The sequence below is a fragment of the Pseudomonas izuensis genome (assembly GCF_009861505.1).
In the GTDB taxonomy this organism is placed as follows: Bacteria; Pseudomonadota; Gammaproteobacteria; order Pseudomonadales; family Pseudomonadaceae; genus Aquipseudomonas; species Aquipseudomonas izuensis.
In genome coordinates, this window is record NZ_WTFT01000017.1 from 146,570 (window position 1) to 164,447 (window position 17,878).

The 17,878-nt window shown below is 59.7% G+C and carries 14 protein-coding genes; 2 read left to right on the forward strand and 12 right to left on the reverse strand.

The features are described 5' to 3' along the window. Positions 1 to 44: 44 nt before the first annotated feature. The 7 genes from GPL81_RS17230 to GPL81_RS17260 form a co-directional block, all read right to left on the reverse strand. Positions 45 to 596, reverse strand: coding sequence for a 3'-5' exonuclease (locus tag GPL81_RS17230; RefSeq protein ID WP_160107698.1), 552 nt, complete (start codon positions 594 to 596; stop codon positions 45 to 47). Positions 597 to 667: 71 nt separating this feature from the next. Continuing rightward, a complete protein-coding gene (locus GPL81_RS17235; protein ID WP_160107699.1) occupies positions 668 to 2,632 on the reverse strand; it encodes an acetyl-CoA carboxylase biotin carboxylase subunit in 1,965 nt (654 codons plus the stop codon). A 115-nt stretch (positions 2,633 to 2,747) separates the two neighbouring features. Beyond that, positions 2,748 to 3,539 (reverse strand): enoyl-CoA hydratase/isomerase family protein, encoded by a 792-nt coding sequence (locus GPL81_RS17240; RefSeq protein ID WP_160107700.1) that lies wholly within the window; start codon positions 3,537 to 3,539, stop codon positions 2,748 to 2,750. Next, positions 3,536 to 4,693, reverse strand: a complete 1,158-nt coding sequence (atuD, locus tag GPL81_RS17245) for a citronellyl-CoA dehydrogenase (protein ID WP_096509810.1) — start codon at positions 4,691 to 4,693, stop codon at positions 3,536 to 3,538. Before atuD ends, GPL81_RS17240 begins: the two co-directional genes overlap by 4 nt. A 26-nt stretch (positions 4,694 to 4,719) precedes the next feature. Then, positions 4,720 to 6,336 carry a geranyl-CoA carboxylase subunit beta gene (atuC, locus tag GPL81_RS17250; protein WP_160107701.1) on the reverse strand — a complete coding sequence of 539 codons (1,617 nt, stop codon included), beginning with the start codon at positions 6,334 to 6,336 and terminating at the stop codon, positions 4,720 to 4,722. 3 nt (positions 6,337 to 6,339) lie between these two features. Continuing rightward, positions 6,340 to 7,209 (reverse strand): SDR family oxidoreductase, encoded by an 870-nt coding sequence (locus GPL81_RS17255; protein ID WP_160107702.1) that lies wholly within the window; start codon positions 7,207 to 7,209, stop codon positions 6,340 to 6,342. A 12-nt stretch (positions 7,210 to 7,221) separates the two neighbouring features. Continuing rightward, complete coding sequence (locus GPL81_RS17260) at positions 7,222 to 9,024, reverse strand: acyclic terpene utilization AtuA family protein (RefSeq protein ID WP_160107703.1); 1,803 nt, start codon at positions 9,022 to 9,024, stop codon at positions 7,222 to 7,224. A gap of 163 nt (positions 9,025 to 9,187) precedes the next feature. Here GPL81_RS17260 and GPL81_RS17265 point away from each other — a divergent pair, with 163 nt between their 5' ends. After that, on the forward strand, positions 9,188 to 9,811 hold the full coding sequence (locus GPL81_RS17265) for a TetR/AcrR family transcriptional regulator (protein WP_096509814.1): 624 nt from the start codon (positions 9,188 to 9,190) through the stop codon (positions 9,809 to 9,811). Positions 9,812 to 9,906: 95 nt separating this feature from the next. Then, positions 9,907 to 10,710, forward strand: a complete 804-nt coding sequence (locus tag GPL81_RS17270) for a substrate-binding periplasmic protein (RefSeq protein WP_160107704.1) — start codon at positions 9,907 to 9,909, stop codon at positions 10,708 to 10,710. 139 nt (positions 10,711 to 10,849) lie between these two features. Here GPL81_RS17270 and GPL81_RS17275 read toward each other — a convergent pair whose 3' ends face one another. From GPL81_RS17275 to GPL81_RS17295, 5 genes are all read right to left on the reverse strand, one after another. Continuing rightward, a complete protein-coding gene (locus tag GPL81_RS17275; RefSeq protein WP_160107705.1) occupies positions 10,850 to 11,398 on the reverse strand; it encodes an RNA polymerase factor sigma-70 in 549 nt (182 codons plus the stop codon). A 312-nt stretch (positions 11,399 to 11,710) separates the two neighbouring features. Then, positions 11,711 to 13,861, reverse strand: a complete 2,151-nt coding sequence (locus GPL81_RS17280; RefSeq protein ID WP_160107706.1) for a lipase family protein — start codon at positions 13,859 to 13,861, stop codon at positions 11,711 to 11,713. A gap of 12 nt (positions 13,862 to 13,873) precedes the next feature. Continuing rightward, positions 13,874 to 14,644, reverse strand: a complete 771-nt coding sequence (locus tag GPL81_RS17285; protein WP_160107707.1) for a hypothetical protein — start codon at positions 14,642 to 14,644, stop codon at positions 13,874 to 13,876. After that, positions 14,641 to 15,495: a DUF4123 domain-containing protein gene (locus GPL81_RS17290; RefSeq protein WP_160107708.1), complete on the reverse strand. Its 855-nt coding sequence runs from the start codon at positions 15,493 to 15,495 to the stop codon at positions 14,641 to 14,643. Before GPL81_RS17290 ends, GPL81_RS17285 begins: the two co-directional genes overlap by 4 nt. Beyond that, the gene (locus GPL81_RS17295) at positions 15,492 to 17,534 is read right to left on the reverse strand and encodes a type VI secretion system Vgr family protein (RefSeq protein ID WP_160107709.1); all 2,043 of its coding nucleotides are present in this window, start codon (positions 17,532 to 17,534) and stop codon (positions 15,492 to 15,494) included. Before GPL81_RS17295 ends, GPL81_RS17290 begins: the two co-directional genes overlap by 4 nt. Positions 17,535 to 17,878: the final 344 nt, after the last annotated feature.

The following is a 17,878-nucleotide window of genomic DNA, read 5'->3' on the forward strand; positions in this document are numbered from 1 at the left end:
GGGCTAAAAAGGGCCGGCCAGTATGCACAAGGGTGCCGGAGTCGTCACCTCTCCAAAGGAGGGAAAATCTGCGGTAACAGGCGCGCGGTATTGCGTGCATCCTCCAGCGCACGGTGTTGTTGACCGGTAAATTGCAGACCTGCCAGTTGCAGTGCGCCATTGAGCCCCAGCGGGCGTTCCAGGCGACGGGCCTTGGCAAAGCGCTGCTTGAGATTGATGTGCGGTGTGCGGCTCAGGACGCTGTCGAGTTGCAGCCGCTGCCATTCCTGAATGAGCTGCTGGCGATCGTAATCGCCCCAACTTATCCAGCCTTCCAGTTGCGCATGATGTTGCCCGAGCCATCGTTCGAATGACGGCCAGATTTCGCTCAGCGTCCGCGCCGCATCGACATCGGCCTGGGTGATGTGCGTCAGTTCCCGACAAAACGGTGTCAGCAACGGCCGCCTCAATGGCCGCACAAAGCACTGGAAGTGATCCACTTCGCGGCCTTTGCGGTCCACTAGGGTGGCGCCGATTTCGATGATTTCCATTTCAGTTACTGGCCAGCCACCCTCATCGGTGGTGGCTTCCAGATCAATGACCAGCCAGTGAGGCATTGCAGGGTTCCTGGTATCCGCGTCCTGATAGGCTTTGAGCGTAGCCAAACGCGACGGTTCCGCCTAGCGGCTTATTCCACCTCCAGTAAAATCTGACGATTCTTCACCTGATCGCCGACGCGCACCTGCAGACGCTTGAGAACGCCATCGATGCCCGACTTGAGTGGATGCTCCATTTTCATCGCCTCCAGCACCACCAGCAATTGCCCCTTGCTGACCGGGCTGCCCTCGTTGACCAGCACATCGACAATGGCGCCGTCCATCGGCGCCTTGAGGGTGCCGCAGCTGATACTGGCCTGGCTGCTGACCAATGCCTGGGTCCGGTCATCCAGTCGCAGGCTGCCGGGGCGGGTAAACAGGCAGATTTGCCCGGCGTGCAGTCGGTAGGCATGGCGACGACGGATGCCGTCGATTTCCAGGGTGGCCCAGCGCCCGTCGCACTCGATGATCTTCAGTTCAAGACTGCGGCCGGCGACCTGAACACGCCAGGCTTCGCCCGGTACGGCGTTCAGCGCCACTGACCACTGCTGATCGTCCAGGCCGAGGCGATAATGCAGCGGCACACTGGCGTTGTTGCGCCACCCGGCCAGCGGCCCGCGGTGCGCCTGGGCCGAGGTCTGGTAAAGCAGGGCGGCGGCAATCGCCAGTTCCTCGGCGCTCGGTACAGGGGGATGCAGGCACGGATGGTCAGCGAATTGCCGGGCAATGAATCCGGTACTGAATTCGCCACTGATGAATTGCGGGTGCTGCAACAGGCTGGCGAGCAGGCACTGGTTGCTCTGCACCCCTAGCAGGACGCTGTCCTGCACCGCCCGCAGCAACTTGCGCCGGGCTTCCTCGCGGGTGGCACCATGGGCGATGATCTTGCCCAGCATCGGATCGTAGAAAGGGCTGACCTGCTGGCCTTCGAGCAGGCCATGGTCAATCCGTACGCCGCCGCTTTGCAGTGCCGGTTCCCAGGCGTCTATGCGCCCGGTTTGTGGCAGAAAGCCCCGGGTCGGGTCCTCGGCATAAAGGCGCACCTCCATGGCATGCCCGTTGAGTTGTACCTGCTCCTGACGCAACGGCAGCGGTTGTCCTTCGGCGACGTTCAGTTGCCAGGCCACCAGATCCAGGCCGGTGATCAGTTCGGTGACCGGGTGTTCCACTTGCAGCCGGGTGTTCATCTCCAGGAAATAAAACTGCCCGCGCGCATCCAGCAGGAATTCCACGGTGCCCGCACCGACGTAATTCACCGCCCGACCGGCCTTGAGCGCCGCTTCACCCATGGCTTGGCGCAAAGTGGCGGTCATGACCGGGCACGGCGCTTCCTCGATGACTTTCTGATGGCGGCGCTGGATCGAACAATCGCGCTCGCCGAGGTAGATCAGGTTGCCATGCTGGTCGCCGAACAGTTGGACCTCGACATGCCGGGGTTCGATCAACGCCTGTTCGAGGATCAGTTCGTCGCTGCCAAACCCGTGCAGGGCTTCGGAGCGAGCGGTGCGAATCTGTTCCAGCAAATCACCGGCATCGTGCACCAGCCGCATGCCGCGCCCGCCACCGCCGGCACTGGCCTTGATCATCACTGGATAGCCGATGCGTTCGGCTTCGCGACTGAGCGTTGCGTCATCCTGTTCGGCGCCCTGATAACCCTGGATGCACGGCACGCCAGCGTTGAGCATGGCGATTTTCGATAGGCGTTTGCTGCCCATCAGCTCGATGGCTTCGGGGCTGGGCCCGATGAACGTGATGCCGGCGTGCTGGCAAGCGCGGGCGAACCCGGCGTTTTCAGAGAGAAAACCGTAACCCGGATGGATAGCATCCGCGCAGGTCAGGCGCGCCGCGTCGAGGATCGCCTGGATGTTCAGGTAAGACTGTTGCACCGGGGCCGGACCGATATGCACGGCTTCGTCGGCCATTTGCACATGCAGCGCATCCGCATCGGCATCGCTGAACACGGCGACAGTGCGGTAGCCCATGGCCTGGGCGGTGCGCTGGATGCGGCAGGCGATTTCACCGCGGTTGGCGATCAGGATTTTTGTGAATCCGGGCATGGTTTATTCCCCTGGTTTTGCGGTGAATGTGAGGGCCTCATCGCTGGCAAGCCAGCTCCTACAGGATTTGTGAACGACAAATATCCTTGTGGGAGCTGGCTTGCCAGCGATGCTTTTAAAGGGCCCACCCCGGTTTTCTTTTTTGCACAAAGGCCATGGTCCCCTCGACCCCTTCTTCGCCGATCACCGCTTCGCTGAACCACTCGGCCGCCTGATCCAGCAACTCATTCGATGGCTGCACGGCACTCGCCAACAACAATTTTTTAGTCGCCGCATTCGCCCCCGGCGCACAACACAACACATGGGCCAGCACCTCATCGAGGCGTTCGGCCAATGCCTGCGGATCATGCTCGACAAAATGCACCAGCCCCATTCGCCGCGCGTGAGTGCCATCGAAACGCGCCGCCGTCAGGGCCAGGCGCCGGGTCTGGGTCAGGCCGATGCGCTGGACCACGAACGGCGCGATCTGCGCCGGCAACAGGCCGAGGCTGGTTTCCGGCAGACCGAATTGCGCCTGATGATCGGCCAGGGCGACATCGCTGACACAGGCCAGCCCAAAGCCGCCGCCCAGCACCGCACCTTGCAGTACGGTGATCACCACTTGCGGCGCGTGCTGGGTTTCTTCCAGCAGGGCACCGAAGGCACGGTTCATTTCGCGGTGCGCCGTTGCACCCTGGGCGCTGGCCATGTCCTTGATGTCGCCACCCGAACAGAAGTGCCCGCCGGCACCGCCGATCACCAGGGCGCGAACAGCACGGTCATCGCGCACCGCCGCCAGCACCGCGCGCAGTTCGGCGACCATCTGCAGGCTCATGGCATTGCGGTTTTCCGGGCGATTGAGGGTGATGTGCAGCACGCCATTATGCAGCTCCAGCAGCAACGTCTGGCAAACCGGCAGGCTGCTCATGGCTTTTTCCCCGGCAGGATGCCCATGAGTTTGCAGATGATCCCCAGCATGATTTCGTCGGCACCGCCGCCGATCGACACCAGCCGCACATCGCGGTAAGCACGGGCCACCGGGTTGTCCCACATGAAGCCCATGCCGCCCCAATATTGCAGGCAACTGTCGCTGACCTCGCGTCCCAGACGACCGGCCTTGAGCTTGGCCATGGACGCCAGGCGCGTGACGTCCTGGCCTTTGACGTATTGCTCGGTGGCCTGATAGACCAGCGCGCGCAGGCATTCGATTTCGGTTTGCAATTCGGCCAGGCGGAAGTGAATGACCTGGTTGTCGATCAGCGCACTGCCGAAGGTCTTGCGCTCCTTGCAGTACTCGATGGTGCTGTCGACACAGTATTCCAGACCCTTGATCATGTTCGCCGCGCCAAACAGGCGTTCCTCCTGGAATTGCAGCATCTGCATCATGAACCCCGCGCCTTCATGGCCGATGCGGTTGCGCTGCGGCACGCGCACGTTGTCGAAAAACACCTGGGCGGTTTCCGAACTGCGCATGCCGAGTTTGTCCAGGTGCGAGCTGAGGCTGATGCCGGGACTGTTCATCGGCACCATGATCAGCGACTTGTTGACGTGCGGCTTGTCGTCCGAGGTGTTGGCCAGAAGGCAGATGAAGTCGGCGCTGGGCGAGTTGGTGATCCACATTTTGCTGCCGTTGATCACGTAGTCGTCGCCGTCCTTGCGCGCGGTGGTCTTCAACCCGGCCACGTCGGAACCGGCACCGACTTCGGAGACGCCGATACAGCCGACCTGTTCACCGCTGATTGCCGGGCGCAGGAACTCGTCACGCAGCTCATCGGAGCCGAAACGCGCCAGGGCCGGGGTGCACATGTCGGTTTGCACGCCGATGGACATCGGAATGCCGCCGCAATGAATGGTGCCGAATTCTTCGGCGGCAACGATCGAGTAGCTGTAGTCCAGGCCCATGCCGCCGAATTTTTCCGGTTTGGAGATGCCCAGCAGACCCAGCTCACCGGCCTTGCGAAAGATCTCGTGAATCGGAAAGCGCCCGGCCTTTTCCCATTCGTCCACGTGAGGGTTGATCTCATGATCGACGAATTGGCGGACGGTGCGGCGCAGTGCTTCGTGTTCCTGGGTGAAGATCATTTTTATTGTTCTCCTTATCAATCGGCCTAGAACCGGGCCACACCAAAACTGTTGGCTTGCAGCGGCCGCATCCCGGCCTCGTGACAGATATCCAGCAAGTAACCGAGCAGGGTCCGGGTATCCCGTGGATCGATCAGTCCGTCGTCCCACAGATTGGCGCTGCCGTAGAGCGCCGTGGACTGGCTGTCGAGCTTCTGCGCGGTGACCTGCTCCAGCATGTCGAGCATTTTCGGGTCGGGCACCAGGCCGTCCTTGGCCTGTTTGGCCTCGGTGACGATGCGCAACACCTTGCCGGCCTGGGCGCCGCCCATCACCGCCGTGCGACTGTTGGGCCAGGCGAAGATGAAGCGCGGGTCGAGGCCACGGCCGCACATCGCGTAGTTGCCGGCACCATAGGAACCGCCGACCACGATGGTCAGCTTCGGCACGCGGGCATTGGCCACCGCCTGGATCATCTTGGCGCCGTGCTTGATCACGCCTTGCTGCTCCGATTCGGTGCCGACCATGAACCCGGTGGTGTTGTGGAAAAACAGCAGTGGCGTCTGGCTCTGGTCGCACAGCTGAATGAACTGTGCCGCCTTGCTCGCGCCCTTGGGCGTGATCGGGCCGTTGTTGCCGATGAAGCCGCAGGTGCGCCCGTGGATTTTCAGGTGACCGCAAACGGTCTGTTGATCGAACTCGTTCTTGAAGTCGAGAAAGTTCGAGCCGTCGGCGATACGGGCGATGATTTCGCGTACGTCGTAAGGCTTTTTCGGATCATCCGGGATCAGCCCCAGCAGTTCGTCGATGGGGTAGAGCGGTTCTTCCCACTGAGGTTCAGGGAGCCACGGCAGTTGATCGTTCCATGACAGCAGGCTGACGATCTCGCGCACCTGACGCACGCCGTCGGCATCGTTTTCGGCCAGGTATTCGGCGGTGCCGGCCATTTGCGCGTGCATCTCGGCGCCGCCCAGTTCTTCATCGGTGGCGACTTCGCCAGTGGCAGCCTTGAGCAGTGGGGGACCTGCGAGAAACAGCTTGGCCTTGCCGCGCACCACCACCACGTAGTCCGACAATCCCGGCTGATAGGCGCCGCCCGCCGTCGCTGAACCGTGCACCACGGTGATCTGCGGCAAACCCATGGCTGACATCCGTGCCTGATTGGCAAAGCTGCGCGCGCCCTCGACGAAAATTTCCGCTGCGTAGTTGAGGTTGGCGCCGCCGCTTTCGGCCAGGGTGATCACCGGCAGTTTGTTTTCCATGGCGATCTGTTGCAGGCGCAAGGACTTTTTCAAGCCGCTGGGGGAAATGGTCCCGCCCTTGATCGCACTGTTGTTCGCCACCACCAGCACGCGAACGCCGGACACATAGCCGATGCCGGCGATCAAGCCGCCACCGGCCGAGCTGCCGTCCTTGTCGTCGTGCAGTTTGTATCCAGCCAGGCTCGCCAGTTCGAGGAACGGCGCGCCAGGGTCCAGGAGCAGATTGAGGCGTTCGCGGGGCAGCAACTGCCCGCGTTTATCGAATTTGGCTTTTGCCTCGGCAGCCTTGTTCAGCAGGTTCTGTTCAAGCGACTGGACCTGTTCGATGCACGTCAGCATCGCCGCACGATTGCGGGCGAACTGTTCGCTGTGGGAATCGAGTTGCGATTGAATCACCGGCATGGGCTATTCCTTATCCTTGAGGACATCAGGAAGGTACGCACGGTGAAAACCGTTGTACGACTCACTGTTCGTCGCCTTGTGAATCGGCCACGCCCGTCCGCCGAGGCTGGCCGCACCATCTATGCGCAAGGTGCTGCCGCTGATAAACGCCGCCGCCGGGCTCAGCAGGAAAACAATGGCCGCACTGACTTCCGATTCGGTGCCGATGCGCTTGAGTGGAACGTGTTCGCGCAAGGTCGGGATCACCGCCTTGAACGCACCTTCGTAAGTGTCCATGCCGCTGGACGCAACCCAGCCCGGCGCCACGGCGTTGACCCGCACGCCGGCGTAACCCCATTCGAAGGCGGCGGTCTTGGTCAGGTTGTCCATGCCCGAACGCGCCGCGCCGGAGTGGCCCATCCCGGGCATGCCGCCCCACATGTCGGCGAGCATGTTGACGATGGCCCCGCCGTGCTTGCTCATGGACTGATTGAACACTTCCCGGGCCATCAGGAAACCGCCCACCAGATTGGTGCGCATCACGGTTTCAAAACCCTTCTGGTTGATCGAGGCCAGGGGCGACGGGTACTGCCCGCCGGCATTGTTGACCAGGCCGTGAATCGGCCCGTGCTTGCGGATCAGTTCGCTGACCAGATGCGAAACCGCTTCCTCCTCGCGGATGTCGCAGGTGCTCCAGTCAGCCTTGCCGCCGTCTTCGGCAATTTCCGTGGCGACGCTTTTCAGTTTGTCGGCCTTGCGCCCGACCAGCAGTACATGGGCGCCCAGGGCCGCCAGTTCGTGGGCGGTGCAGCGTCCGATACCGCTGCCGCCGCCGGTGACGATGATAGTTTGACCGGCAAACAAATCGGCTTTGAAAATCGAATCGTAGGCCATGGCGGCAATCCTCTAGTTGACCTGGTCGGCGATGCGCTGCGGCACCGGAATCTGGATTTCCAGCAGTTGCTGGGCGAAGGCCTTGCCTTGCGGGTCGATGCGCAGACTGGCAACGCCGCCGCCACCGAGGGCATTTTCAAGGAGAAAATTCAGGCTGTGGGTGGCGGGTAAATACCAGCGTTCGACACGTCCGTGGACCGGGTCGAGAACGTGGCTCATCCAGTCGACGATCACCTCCGGGGTCAAGGCCTCGGCGATCCACGGCAGGTACTCGGGTGCGCGAGCCATGACGCCGATGTTGCTATGGTTGCCCTTGTCACCTGAGCGCGCCACGGCGAGTTTGATCAGCGCCACGCTGGCGTCAGCCGGACCATCGGGCCTGGGCGGTTCGAACGGCGCGGGCAAGTCATGAGTATCGAGCACGTCCAGGGCGGGCAGGGCGCACGGATGGCGTTGACCCATGAAATCAATTTCCAGCGTGCAGGCGGATTTGTCGATGAGGAACGAGAACAAGCGGATCAGTGGATACACCGTCGGCCTTCCGCCGACGATGCCGGTCAGCCCCGGCGCCATACCGGTGGCCGCCTGGGCGATTTCCCGGGAAAACACGATCAATGCCTGCTTGTTTGGATGGCGTACGGCGAGCTTGATCACCACTTCGCGGCTGTCCTGGCGCTGGGCATGGGGGCCGTACGTGGCTTCACTGCCGAGCAGTTCGATGCTGACGTCACTGTAGGGTGCCCAGCCACGCCGAGTGAAGATTTCCGAGGTCTTGTTGATGATCGCCGCGCTGACTCGACGGGCCTTGTCGACCGCATCGATGCCGGCGATCAGGCAACTGGCGGTGCAGCGGAAACCATCCGGATACGTGGCGCTGACTTTGTACTGACCGGTCGGCGGCAGGCCTTTTGCGCCATGCACCTGAACGGCATTTTTGCCTTGTTGAACGAGTTTGACCTGGGTGAAATCGCAGACCACATCCGGCAGCAGATAAGCGCGCGGATCGCCGATCTCATAGAGCATCTGCTCGCCCACCGTCAGTGGCGTGACCAGCCCACCGGAGCCTTCGGGTTTGCTGACAATGAACTGGCTGTCGGCGCTGACTTCGACGATAGGAAAGCCGATGTGTTCGTAGTCCGGCACATCGCGCCAATCGGTGAAGTTGCCCCCGGTGCACTGCGCACCGCATTCGATGATGTGCCCGGCCAGCGCCGCCTGGGCCAGTTTGTCGTAGTCGTGCCACGACCAGCCGAATTCATGCACCAGCGCGGCGCTGACCACGGCGCTGTCGACCACGCGCCCGGTGATCACGATGTCCGCGCCCAGGCGCAGGGCTTCGACGATGCCCGGCGCGCCGAGGTAGGCGTTGGTCGAGACACACATCGGCGGCAGCGGGGCGCCGCTGAACATTTCATGGAGGCCAAGGGTGCTCAGCTGTCTGGACTGCGGTTGCAGGTCGTCGCCCAGCAGCACGGCGATCTTCAATGTCACTCCGGCCTTGTCGCAGGCCGCTTGCAGGGCGGCGGCGCAGGCCTGTGGATTGACTCCGCCGGCATTGCTGATGACGCGGATTTTTTGTTCGGCGAGCTGAGTGAGGAGGGGGCTCAGGACTTCGATGAAGTCACTGGCATAACCGGCCTGCGGGTCCTTCATCTGCGCACCGGCCATGATCGACATCGTGATTTCCGCCAGGTAATCGAACACCAGGTAGTCCAGGCGCCCGCCTTCCACCAGTTGCGCGGCGGCAGTCGAGGTATCGCCCCAGAAGGCGCTTGCGCAACCGATGCGGATCGTTTTGGGCGCAGTCAATTCCATAACCACCTCCGACAGATGTGAAACGAGACTACCAAGCAAGCGCTTGGTTTGTAAATGACTGAAATATCTTCTGCCCGAGCGCTTGCTTGGTTGCCAATGCCAGCTTAAATTGCCCGCGCAAGCCCGCTGTTTTAGCGGTGATCAAGACTGTAGGAGAGAACGGGTGGACGAGCAAAAAGCCCTGAGGGTCATGCGTGATCTGGTCGACAACGGCCAGTTGACCGATCCGGACAGCGCCCGTGGCAAGCTGCTGCAAGTGGCGGCCCACCTGTTTCGCAACAAAGGCTACGAGCGCACCACCGTGCGCGATCTGGCCGGTGCCGTGGGCATTCAGTCGGGGAGCATTTTCCATCACTTCAAAAGCAAGGACGAAATCCTGCGGGCCGTGATGGAAGAGACCGTCCGATACAACACCGCGTTGATGCGCGCAGCCCTCGCCGAGGCCCACAGTGTGCGCGAGCGGGTGCTGGCGCTGATCCGCTGCGAATTGCAGTCGATCATGGGCGGCAGTGGCGAGGCCATGGCGGTGCTGGTCTACGAATGGCGCTCGCTGTCCGAGGACGGCCAGGCAAAAGTCCTCGCACTGCGGGATATCTATGAAGACATCTGGTTGCAGGTGCTGGGCGAAGCGAAGAGCGCCGGGTTCATTCGCGGTGATGTATTCGTCACCCGGCGTTTCCTGACCGGGGCGTTGTCCTGGACGACCACCTGGTTTCGCGCCGATGGCAGCATGAGCCTCGATCAGTTGGCCGATGAGGCGCTGACACTGGTGCTGGAGGAAAAATAATAAGTTTGTGTTGGTCGGCAGGAAACTGGCTAACTGGGCGAAACCGCCTAGCTTGAAAGCATTGATGCAGTATTTTTGGGGAGTGGGTCGTATTGATGTCTTCGCCAATTCGGACGGCTTCGCGTTTTTTGCTGGCAGCGCTTGCGGCGTTATCGATTTTGCCGTCCCAGGCTGCACAACTGGTGCGCATCGGTGCCGCGCACTTTCCTCCGTACACCGTGCGCCCGGAAACCGGGGCCGACACGGGCCTGTTGCCGCAATTGGTAGCAGCGCTCAATGCCCTGCAAAGCGACTATCAATTCGTGCTGGTGCCCACTTCCATTCCCCGACGCTTTGGTGACTTCAAGCAAGGGCGGGTGGACATGGCGATCTTCGAAAATCCCGACTGGGGTTGGAAAGAAATCCCGCACACCATTGTCGACATGGGCCTGGAAGACGCCGAAATATTCGTCGCCCAACGTCAACCCGAAGGCCGGTCGGCTCGCCAGCAAGACTATTTTGACGACTTGACGGGCAAGCGTCTGGCGCTGTTCAGCGGTTACCACTATGAGTTTGCCAGCTTCAACGCCGAGCCCAAATACCTCGCCACCCACTACAACGCCACGTTGACCTACTCCCATGACAGTAACCTGTTGATGGTACTGCGTGGCCGCGCCGACATCGCCCTGGTGACGCGCTCATACTTGAGCGACTACTTTTTACGCAATCTGAAAGTCGCTGATCAATTGCTGGTGTCCGATCGCGTCGACCAGGTTTATCACCATTACGCCATCCTGCGCCCGACAGCGCCGATCACGGGTGAGGCATTCGGCAGCTTGCTGCAAGAGCTGCGGGACAATGGCCAGATGCTGAGGATTTTTGATCCGTACAAGATTGCGGTGGTGCCGGTTCTGCACTAGAGGGTTCCACAGGTCGCGCTCATTCAGACATCACGCGTTATCGTTGACGTCCATCGCGAGCAAGCTTGCTCCTACAGGGTTAGCGCTGAACCTGTGGGAGCGGGCTTGCCCGCGATGGGAGCAACACGAATGTCGTTGCTTAACGACGTGCACTGGCATTCGCACGATTGCCCGACACCTTGCGGCAATGCACCAACGCATCGCGAATCATGAAGTTGACCAGGGTTGGCGAGACGCCGAGTTCCTTGGCGATGTCCTTTTGCGGTACGCCGTTCAGGCGGTACATTTCGAAGGCGTAGCGAGTACGGCTCGGCAGTTCGGTGAGGGCGTCGGCGATGTTTTCCAGGGTCGAAAAATTAATGTGTGACGTTTCCGGCGAAGCGCCCTGAATCACCACGTTCAGCCCTTCCTCTTCAGGCCCGGAATACTTCTGCTCCAGTGCCTGCTTGCGGTAGTGATCGATCGCCAGGTTGCGCACGATCTGGAACAAATAGCTGAGTTGAGCCTTGAACGAGGACGTGATCGGTGGCGCCGATTGCAGCCGGAAAAATGCATCCTGCACCACATCCTCTGCACGCGAACGGCAGCCGGTGATACGCGCTGCAATCTTGACCAGGATCAGTCGATTGTCGACGAAGGCCTGAAGTAGCGGTGAATCGCACCTGCCTGTGGACACTTGTTCCGTCATGGAAATCACCCTTCTGCCAATAGGTTAGTGGGACGCCAGGAAATCCTGGCCGTCCTGCACGTCGAGCGACAAATTAGGCGTAATGATAATTATTGTCAATTGAGAAAGAGGAGCAATTCGTGCGAATGTGTGGTGTGAGCGCGACCACACGCTGATTCATGACACCCCGCGGTGTTCTCCGGTTTTTCGCGAGCAGGCTCGCTCCTACAGTGATTCAGGGTGTTCATATATTGGGTGTCCACCACTGCGCACTGTGGGAGCGGGCTTGCCCGCGATGGCGGAATATCGGTCACCGTTGATGCCGGATGCGGTTCAAACAATCGAATCGATATCGATGGTCATCGGCGGAATCGAGCGTTCGTTCGCGCCTGGTTTCGGTGCCACTGCCAGTTGCACGGGAGCCTGGTTCTGTGGATGTGCCCGCCAGCGGGCCAGGTTCTGCGCCAGTTGCTCGGGTTGCGCACACAGTACGCCGTAGACATCTTCCTGTTTGATGGACTGATAAGACAGGGGCGCCAGTCGCGCTTGTGTGGTTTTGATCCTGCCAATCTCCTGCTCGAGGGCATTGATGAGCTTTTCCTGGCTCCGGACATAGGCATCCGGCCTGGCCATCAGATCCTGCCGTTTGCGGCGCATTTTTTCAGAGACGATGTTCAATGCACCTTCTACAAATTGAAGTTCGCGACGGGTGATCAGGGGAAGGTTCGATTCCGATGCTTGCTGCCAGCGCCGCAACGTCGCCCAGCAGGCGGGAATGTAGGCAGGCGCCATGAAATGGTCCGCGGCCTGGAAAATCTGAGACAGCAACGAGGGTCGCTGCGGCAGGCCGTTTTGCTGCTGCAACGCCACTGTGCACGCGGCATGCTGGTTGATGACGTCGCAGCCCGGCTGCCAGAGAATCGAAGACATTTCCTGGCTGTTGAAGCGCACAGGCATGAAGTGGAGCAAGGCGCCGTGGTGGTCGTACGGCTCGCCGGTCCAATTGGTAATGCCCGCGACAAACACCGACAGGCCGAGCGGAACATTGACAAAGGTCATCGCGGCCCCGGTGCCGAAAACATTGGCCTTAGTGTTCATCCAGGTGCCGGGCACGCTGGGCACCGGGTCGTTATGGTTGACCATGCGGTAGTGCACCAGCGGTTCCGCACCTTTGACGAAGTTGGCGTCACCGGCTCGGGGGGCGCCGTAGGTGTAGAGTTGGAGGGTGTAATTGAAACCTGCTCGACGACGCAGCATCTCAGCAAGAAGCAACGCTACAGCGCCGCCGAGACTGTGGCCGCAGATCAGGAGTTTTTGGCCGGCATAAAATCTGTCGAGGTAGTTCAGTACAAAGTCGTAAGCCTTTAATGCACTTCCATAAAAACCACGATGTACCTTGCTGTCGGTGCCTTGAAACGGTACTTGGTATGCATCGGCATCGCGAAGGGCGTCGGGGGGATTCTCGGAAGTACCCCGCACGGCAATCAGGATCAGATCGTCGTTGTGGGTAATGAAGGCCTGGGTATCTGTGGCATCTTCTCTATCGATATCGTTGAGAAAGTGAACTTTGGCAGGGTGTTCCTGATCGCTTTTTAGTTCAGGGTTATTCACGTCATAGAGAGAGGGATCAAACGGCACGATTTCCAGACGTTTGGAGTACGGCACGTCTTCATACAACGGATAGTAAGGTTTGGTTTGTGATGAATTGACCTGCCAAATTTCATCTGACACGGCCATCGCATCGCCAAACCAGTTTCCCACGCTCGGTTGCAGAGGAAAGCTCACGGTAGAGTTTATGGGCGCTTTCTCTGGTTCCTGACCAAAAGGGCAATAACTCAGGGTAGACATCAGCGCGAGTTGATAGAGGTTCAGTGCGCAGAAATCGGGGCCGGTCGACAGCATGGGGCGCAAGGCCCGCAGTGGTCGTACTTCAAGCACCGTGTGCTGTTGCGGTAGCAGGGCAAAGCCGAGCTTGCCATGCTCCCCCATGATAGTTGCCCGTCCTGTACTACCCGGGAAGGACGACTCTGGAGGGAGATGCGAAACATGCTCGACCAGATGACGCACTTCTATCTGGACGAACTCATCGGCGCAGGCATGGGCTGGATTGCTGATGGGGCGCGTTGCGTCCGGGTTCAGGAAGCGGGTTTGCTCGGCGCGTACCTGGAGTTCGGTTATTTTGAGGGGATAGTGTTGTCTTTTCATGGCTCGCACGTAAATCATTTCTTGCCCTTCGTATAAGGGTTCAAAAAACAGCGCGACCGGGCCTGCAAAATGGTTGGTGATTTTTCCTGTGCCGGCGATATCGAGGTAGCCGCTGTATTTCTGACCTTCCGAATCGATTACGGTATAGATCAGTCCTGCATAGGGCTCACCCGAACCGAATTCGTCAACCAATTGAAAACTGGTCCACATGCCCTGTACCGGGCATGTCAGCACTCTGCTGCTCAAGCGTGATGACAATTCTTCATCCATTGATGTCATGTCTAAATCTCCTTATTCCGTGCAGTCGGGATAAATGCTGCAGATGTGCCCATCAGGCAGGGTGAAGGTGCTGAAGTTTGTGTAATTACCGAAGCAGTAAGCGTCTTGATCCTCAAAGCTTTTACCCATGCAGCGCCTCCAGCCATTGGGTACCTTGACCCAGGTGTCGCCAAAGGCAGGCCGTTCTTCCTCAGCCAGCGTGATCTTCATCCTCACGGTTTTACCCGGCAGTTGATCGAGGGTGTACGCCGAGAACGGACGACCCTTGCCCAGTTCGCCCTGTGCATTGGTTTTTTTGCAGTCGAGGATTTTGACGATGCGTCGGTAAGTGCCAGCAGTGCGGAACAGCCATTGGCATTCACCGTAAAACGTACTGTCACCCGTGTTACTGAACGTGCCCTTGTATTGCTCCTCCAACTCGTCGCGAAAGGCGACATTGGCACTGTCTCCCCCAAAGTCCCCCCGGTCTTTTCCATAAGTCGCATTGATATCCAGCTCAATACGCCGGATCACCAAGGGGCAGCCATTGCGGGTTCGGCGAATGGTGATCTCGGCATCCGGTTGGTATTGCGTGCGCCATTCCCTGTTGAACATAGGCGCTATGTTGTCGCGGTTTTCGACGGTGCAGGTTTCACCCTTGGCGGGCCCATAGAAGACCGTTGCGACGTAGGCGAAATCCGGCGGTAACTCCGCCGTGAAGGTGAAGGTATTTGGCTGGCTGGCGCAACCAGCCAATAACACCATGTATCCCCCCAGGCCGGCGCCACGCCATGGGCCGTTCATAATGACGTCTGCCTTTTGCCAAACCCCTGTAACGAATACACCCGCTCAAAATGCATGGCCGGTGTTTCATCGGCACGCGCCTGCCAATACGCCTCCAGGGTATAGGCCGGTGCTTGCAGACTCTGCACCAAGAGAAACTCCACTTGCTCCGGCGTATGCCAGCCCCATGCATCCGCTTGGGCCAGTCGATCGCGTAGCCAGGCATCCGGATCATGTAGTCCGGCGAGGTCGGCGTAGGCCTTTACGTGCTCGGCCAACAGGTAGCGATGGGCATTGATAAGGCGAATTTGCATTGCCTGCAAAGTGCAAGCTGATGTGCGCAGCCACAGGGGTTCACTGGGCACCACATAAGCTCCGGGTGCCGGGTTGTCGGTGATTTTCCAGCCAGCGCCATCCCAGTAGCACACACTGAACACCGGCCCGAGATAGGCCGGAAGAGCGTCGGCAGGTAATTGTTCGAGGGCCCGGGCCAACACCCGATTGTCATGAAAGCGATACAGCGCTTGATGCGCACGCGGACCGATGAGCAAGCGTTCGCGCCAGTGTTTGCCCAGGTTGGGCAAGTCACCTTTCGGCAGGCTGGCCAGCCATCCCCAGTTGCGCTGCGGATGTTCGAGCAGTCCATCGATGCGTCTGTCGCCGGGCTGGTCGAGGGTGAAAATGAACGGCCCGGCATTGGCCAGGTCGGCGATGGCAGTGCCTTCGTAGACACTCAGATACTGCTCGATCGGGCTGGCGTTCAACAGTGACTGGCGGATGTCGCTTTCATTTTCAGAGTCCAGAATCAAGCACAATGAATGACCAGCACGTTGCTGGTCGGTCATCCAGCGACGGACAAACAAGTCAGTCATGCCAGGTCTCCTTGTGGCAGGCAGATGCCTGCACGGCAGGCTTCGCAAACGGGGCAGAAGTCCGCGCCCAGCATTTTGCTGTGCGTCATCAATGCCCTTTGGCTGGGTGCCAGCACGGGGCGCAGTTCCGCGGGCGCCGATAGTGCTTCAACCATTGCGGGTGCCGAGATGGCCAAGCCCGGCACCGGTGCGCCACCGAGCTGGAGGTCGCTGCTGCCGAAAATGCCGCCATGGCCAATCACCAGGTGTTGGTCGCCTCCCCGAATGCTGACGCCCGCGGCGGCCTCCAGAATCAGAAACTTGTTGGCCTTGATGCAAACCTGGTCAGCTTCGATGACCAGGTTTTGATCGACGCGGGTGTGGCTGTTGCTGGCCACATGGACCATGTGATCCCCCAGGACGGTGCGATGTTCTTCCGCTTCCAGCAGCGTAAAACTGTTGCCCTTGATGGTTTCCCGCCGCTCATTGCCCACTTCGAGGCGACTGTCGTTTTCGATCTTCTGCTCCATATCCCGTTGGGCACGCAGGTAGATCAATTCCCGACCGACGCGATCCTCCAGGTGCAGTTCGTTGAAGCCGGTGCTGTTCGGCGTACTGCGCGAACGAAACACGCTGCGGGTTTTATGCTCCGGCAATGCGTAGGGCGGTGGGTTGATGCTGTTGATCAGGCATCCGCTGATCAGCGGTTGATCAGGATCACCTTCCAGAAAGCTGACGAGTACTTCCATGCCGACCCTCGGCAGGCTGACGCTACCGTGGGCATTACCGGCCAAACCGGAGGCCACCCGCAGCCAGCAACTGCTCTTATCGTTGTGTCGCCCTTCGCGATCCCAATGAAACTGCACCTTGACCCGCCCGTATCGATCGCAATGGATCTCTTCGCCTTCGGGACCGGTGACCTTCGCGGTCTGGCTGCCGAGCATTCGCGGTTTTTCGTGGACGAGGGGCGGGCGGTAGAAAACATCCCAGGGAATGGCAACAAACCGGTTGCGATAACCCTGGACAAATCCATCCTGTCGATCGGTCGCGTCGTGGCTGAAGTTCTCCTCGAGCACGGCGGGTTGCCGGCCTTCATGGCGCACTTTGGTCAGTAGCCAGAGGTCGTTCCATTCACGGATCGGGTGCTCCGACATCTGCAGAAGGTGCCCGGAGACCAGGGTCGGTTGATCGCTTTTACCCTTTGCCCGGTTGTGATCGACGCGGTGACGTTCCAGGGACCGTTGACTTCGCACCTTGTCACGCTCACCCAGATCAATCCCCCCCAGGTAAGCATAATCTTCCAGATTCGGCTGAACCTGGCCGGGCGCGGATCGGCAGCTGGACTCCAGCAGTATGCTGGCTTTCCTGAAATCGTACTCTCGACGTGTGGTGCGGCTGGGGCGGGTATTGAGTTGCCGCTTGAATCGCTTGATGACCGGCCCTTCGGCAACCAGGCCGTTGTCCCGTCGATAAGGCGTTATCCCTTCAATCCGGGGGAATATGGACTGATGATCGGCAAACACCAGCAGATGTTTTTCGCGGCTATGGCTGAAGTGGTAATGCAGGCCTTCTTCTTCACAGAGGCGCTGGATGAAGTGCAAATCAGATTCCTGGTATTGCACGCAATATTCGCGAGGGGGATAAACCGAGGTCAGGCGGAACTCGTGAAACTCACGATTGAGGCCGTGGTCTTCCAGCACCGTCGCGATGATCTGTGCAACGGTCAATTGCTGAAAAATGCGCTGGTTGATTCGGTGTTTGAGGTAGGTCAGCCGAGGCACCAGCGTCAGGCTGTAATGGGTCAGGCGATGACCGCTCTCACCGCGGGCAACGCTATGTATCTGGCCATGAACGCCGTTGCCATGATCGTTAAAGGCCAGGAAAGCCTGTTTGTGCAGGAGGTTTTCCAGGTCCAGGTTCGGTCTGTCGCTGACCAGTTCGACATCGAAGGCGTAAGTCTGGCTGATGGACTCATTGCCAACGAAGGATAGGACCTGAAGATCGTGTTCGAAATCGGTGATCGCAAGCGTGAAACGGGTATCGAGGGTCGCGTCGGGCATGCATGACTCCTTGTCTTGCGGCGTTGCAAAGACTCCGGAACGTTGATGCAACGCGTGTAAAAAGGTCATCCATGACCCTTTACGGTAAACGTTCTGAAGCCGGGTTCAGGTGCACGCTATCAAGGCTGCCAATGAATTGATGTCAGACGCTTCCTAAAATGCCGTTACAAACCATCAATTAGAACGCTGCAATCCAGCAGGTCACCGGTGTGTGGAGCTGATCTGCTTCTGTAGGAGCTGGCTTGCCAGCGAAGGCGGCCTACGAGCCGACCTGAATGTTGTTGACCGAGTACATATCCATTCCTGCAACAACGGCCACTGACGGTTCCGCCCTGACGGCGGGT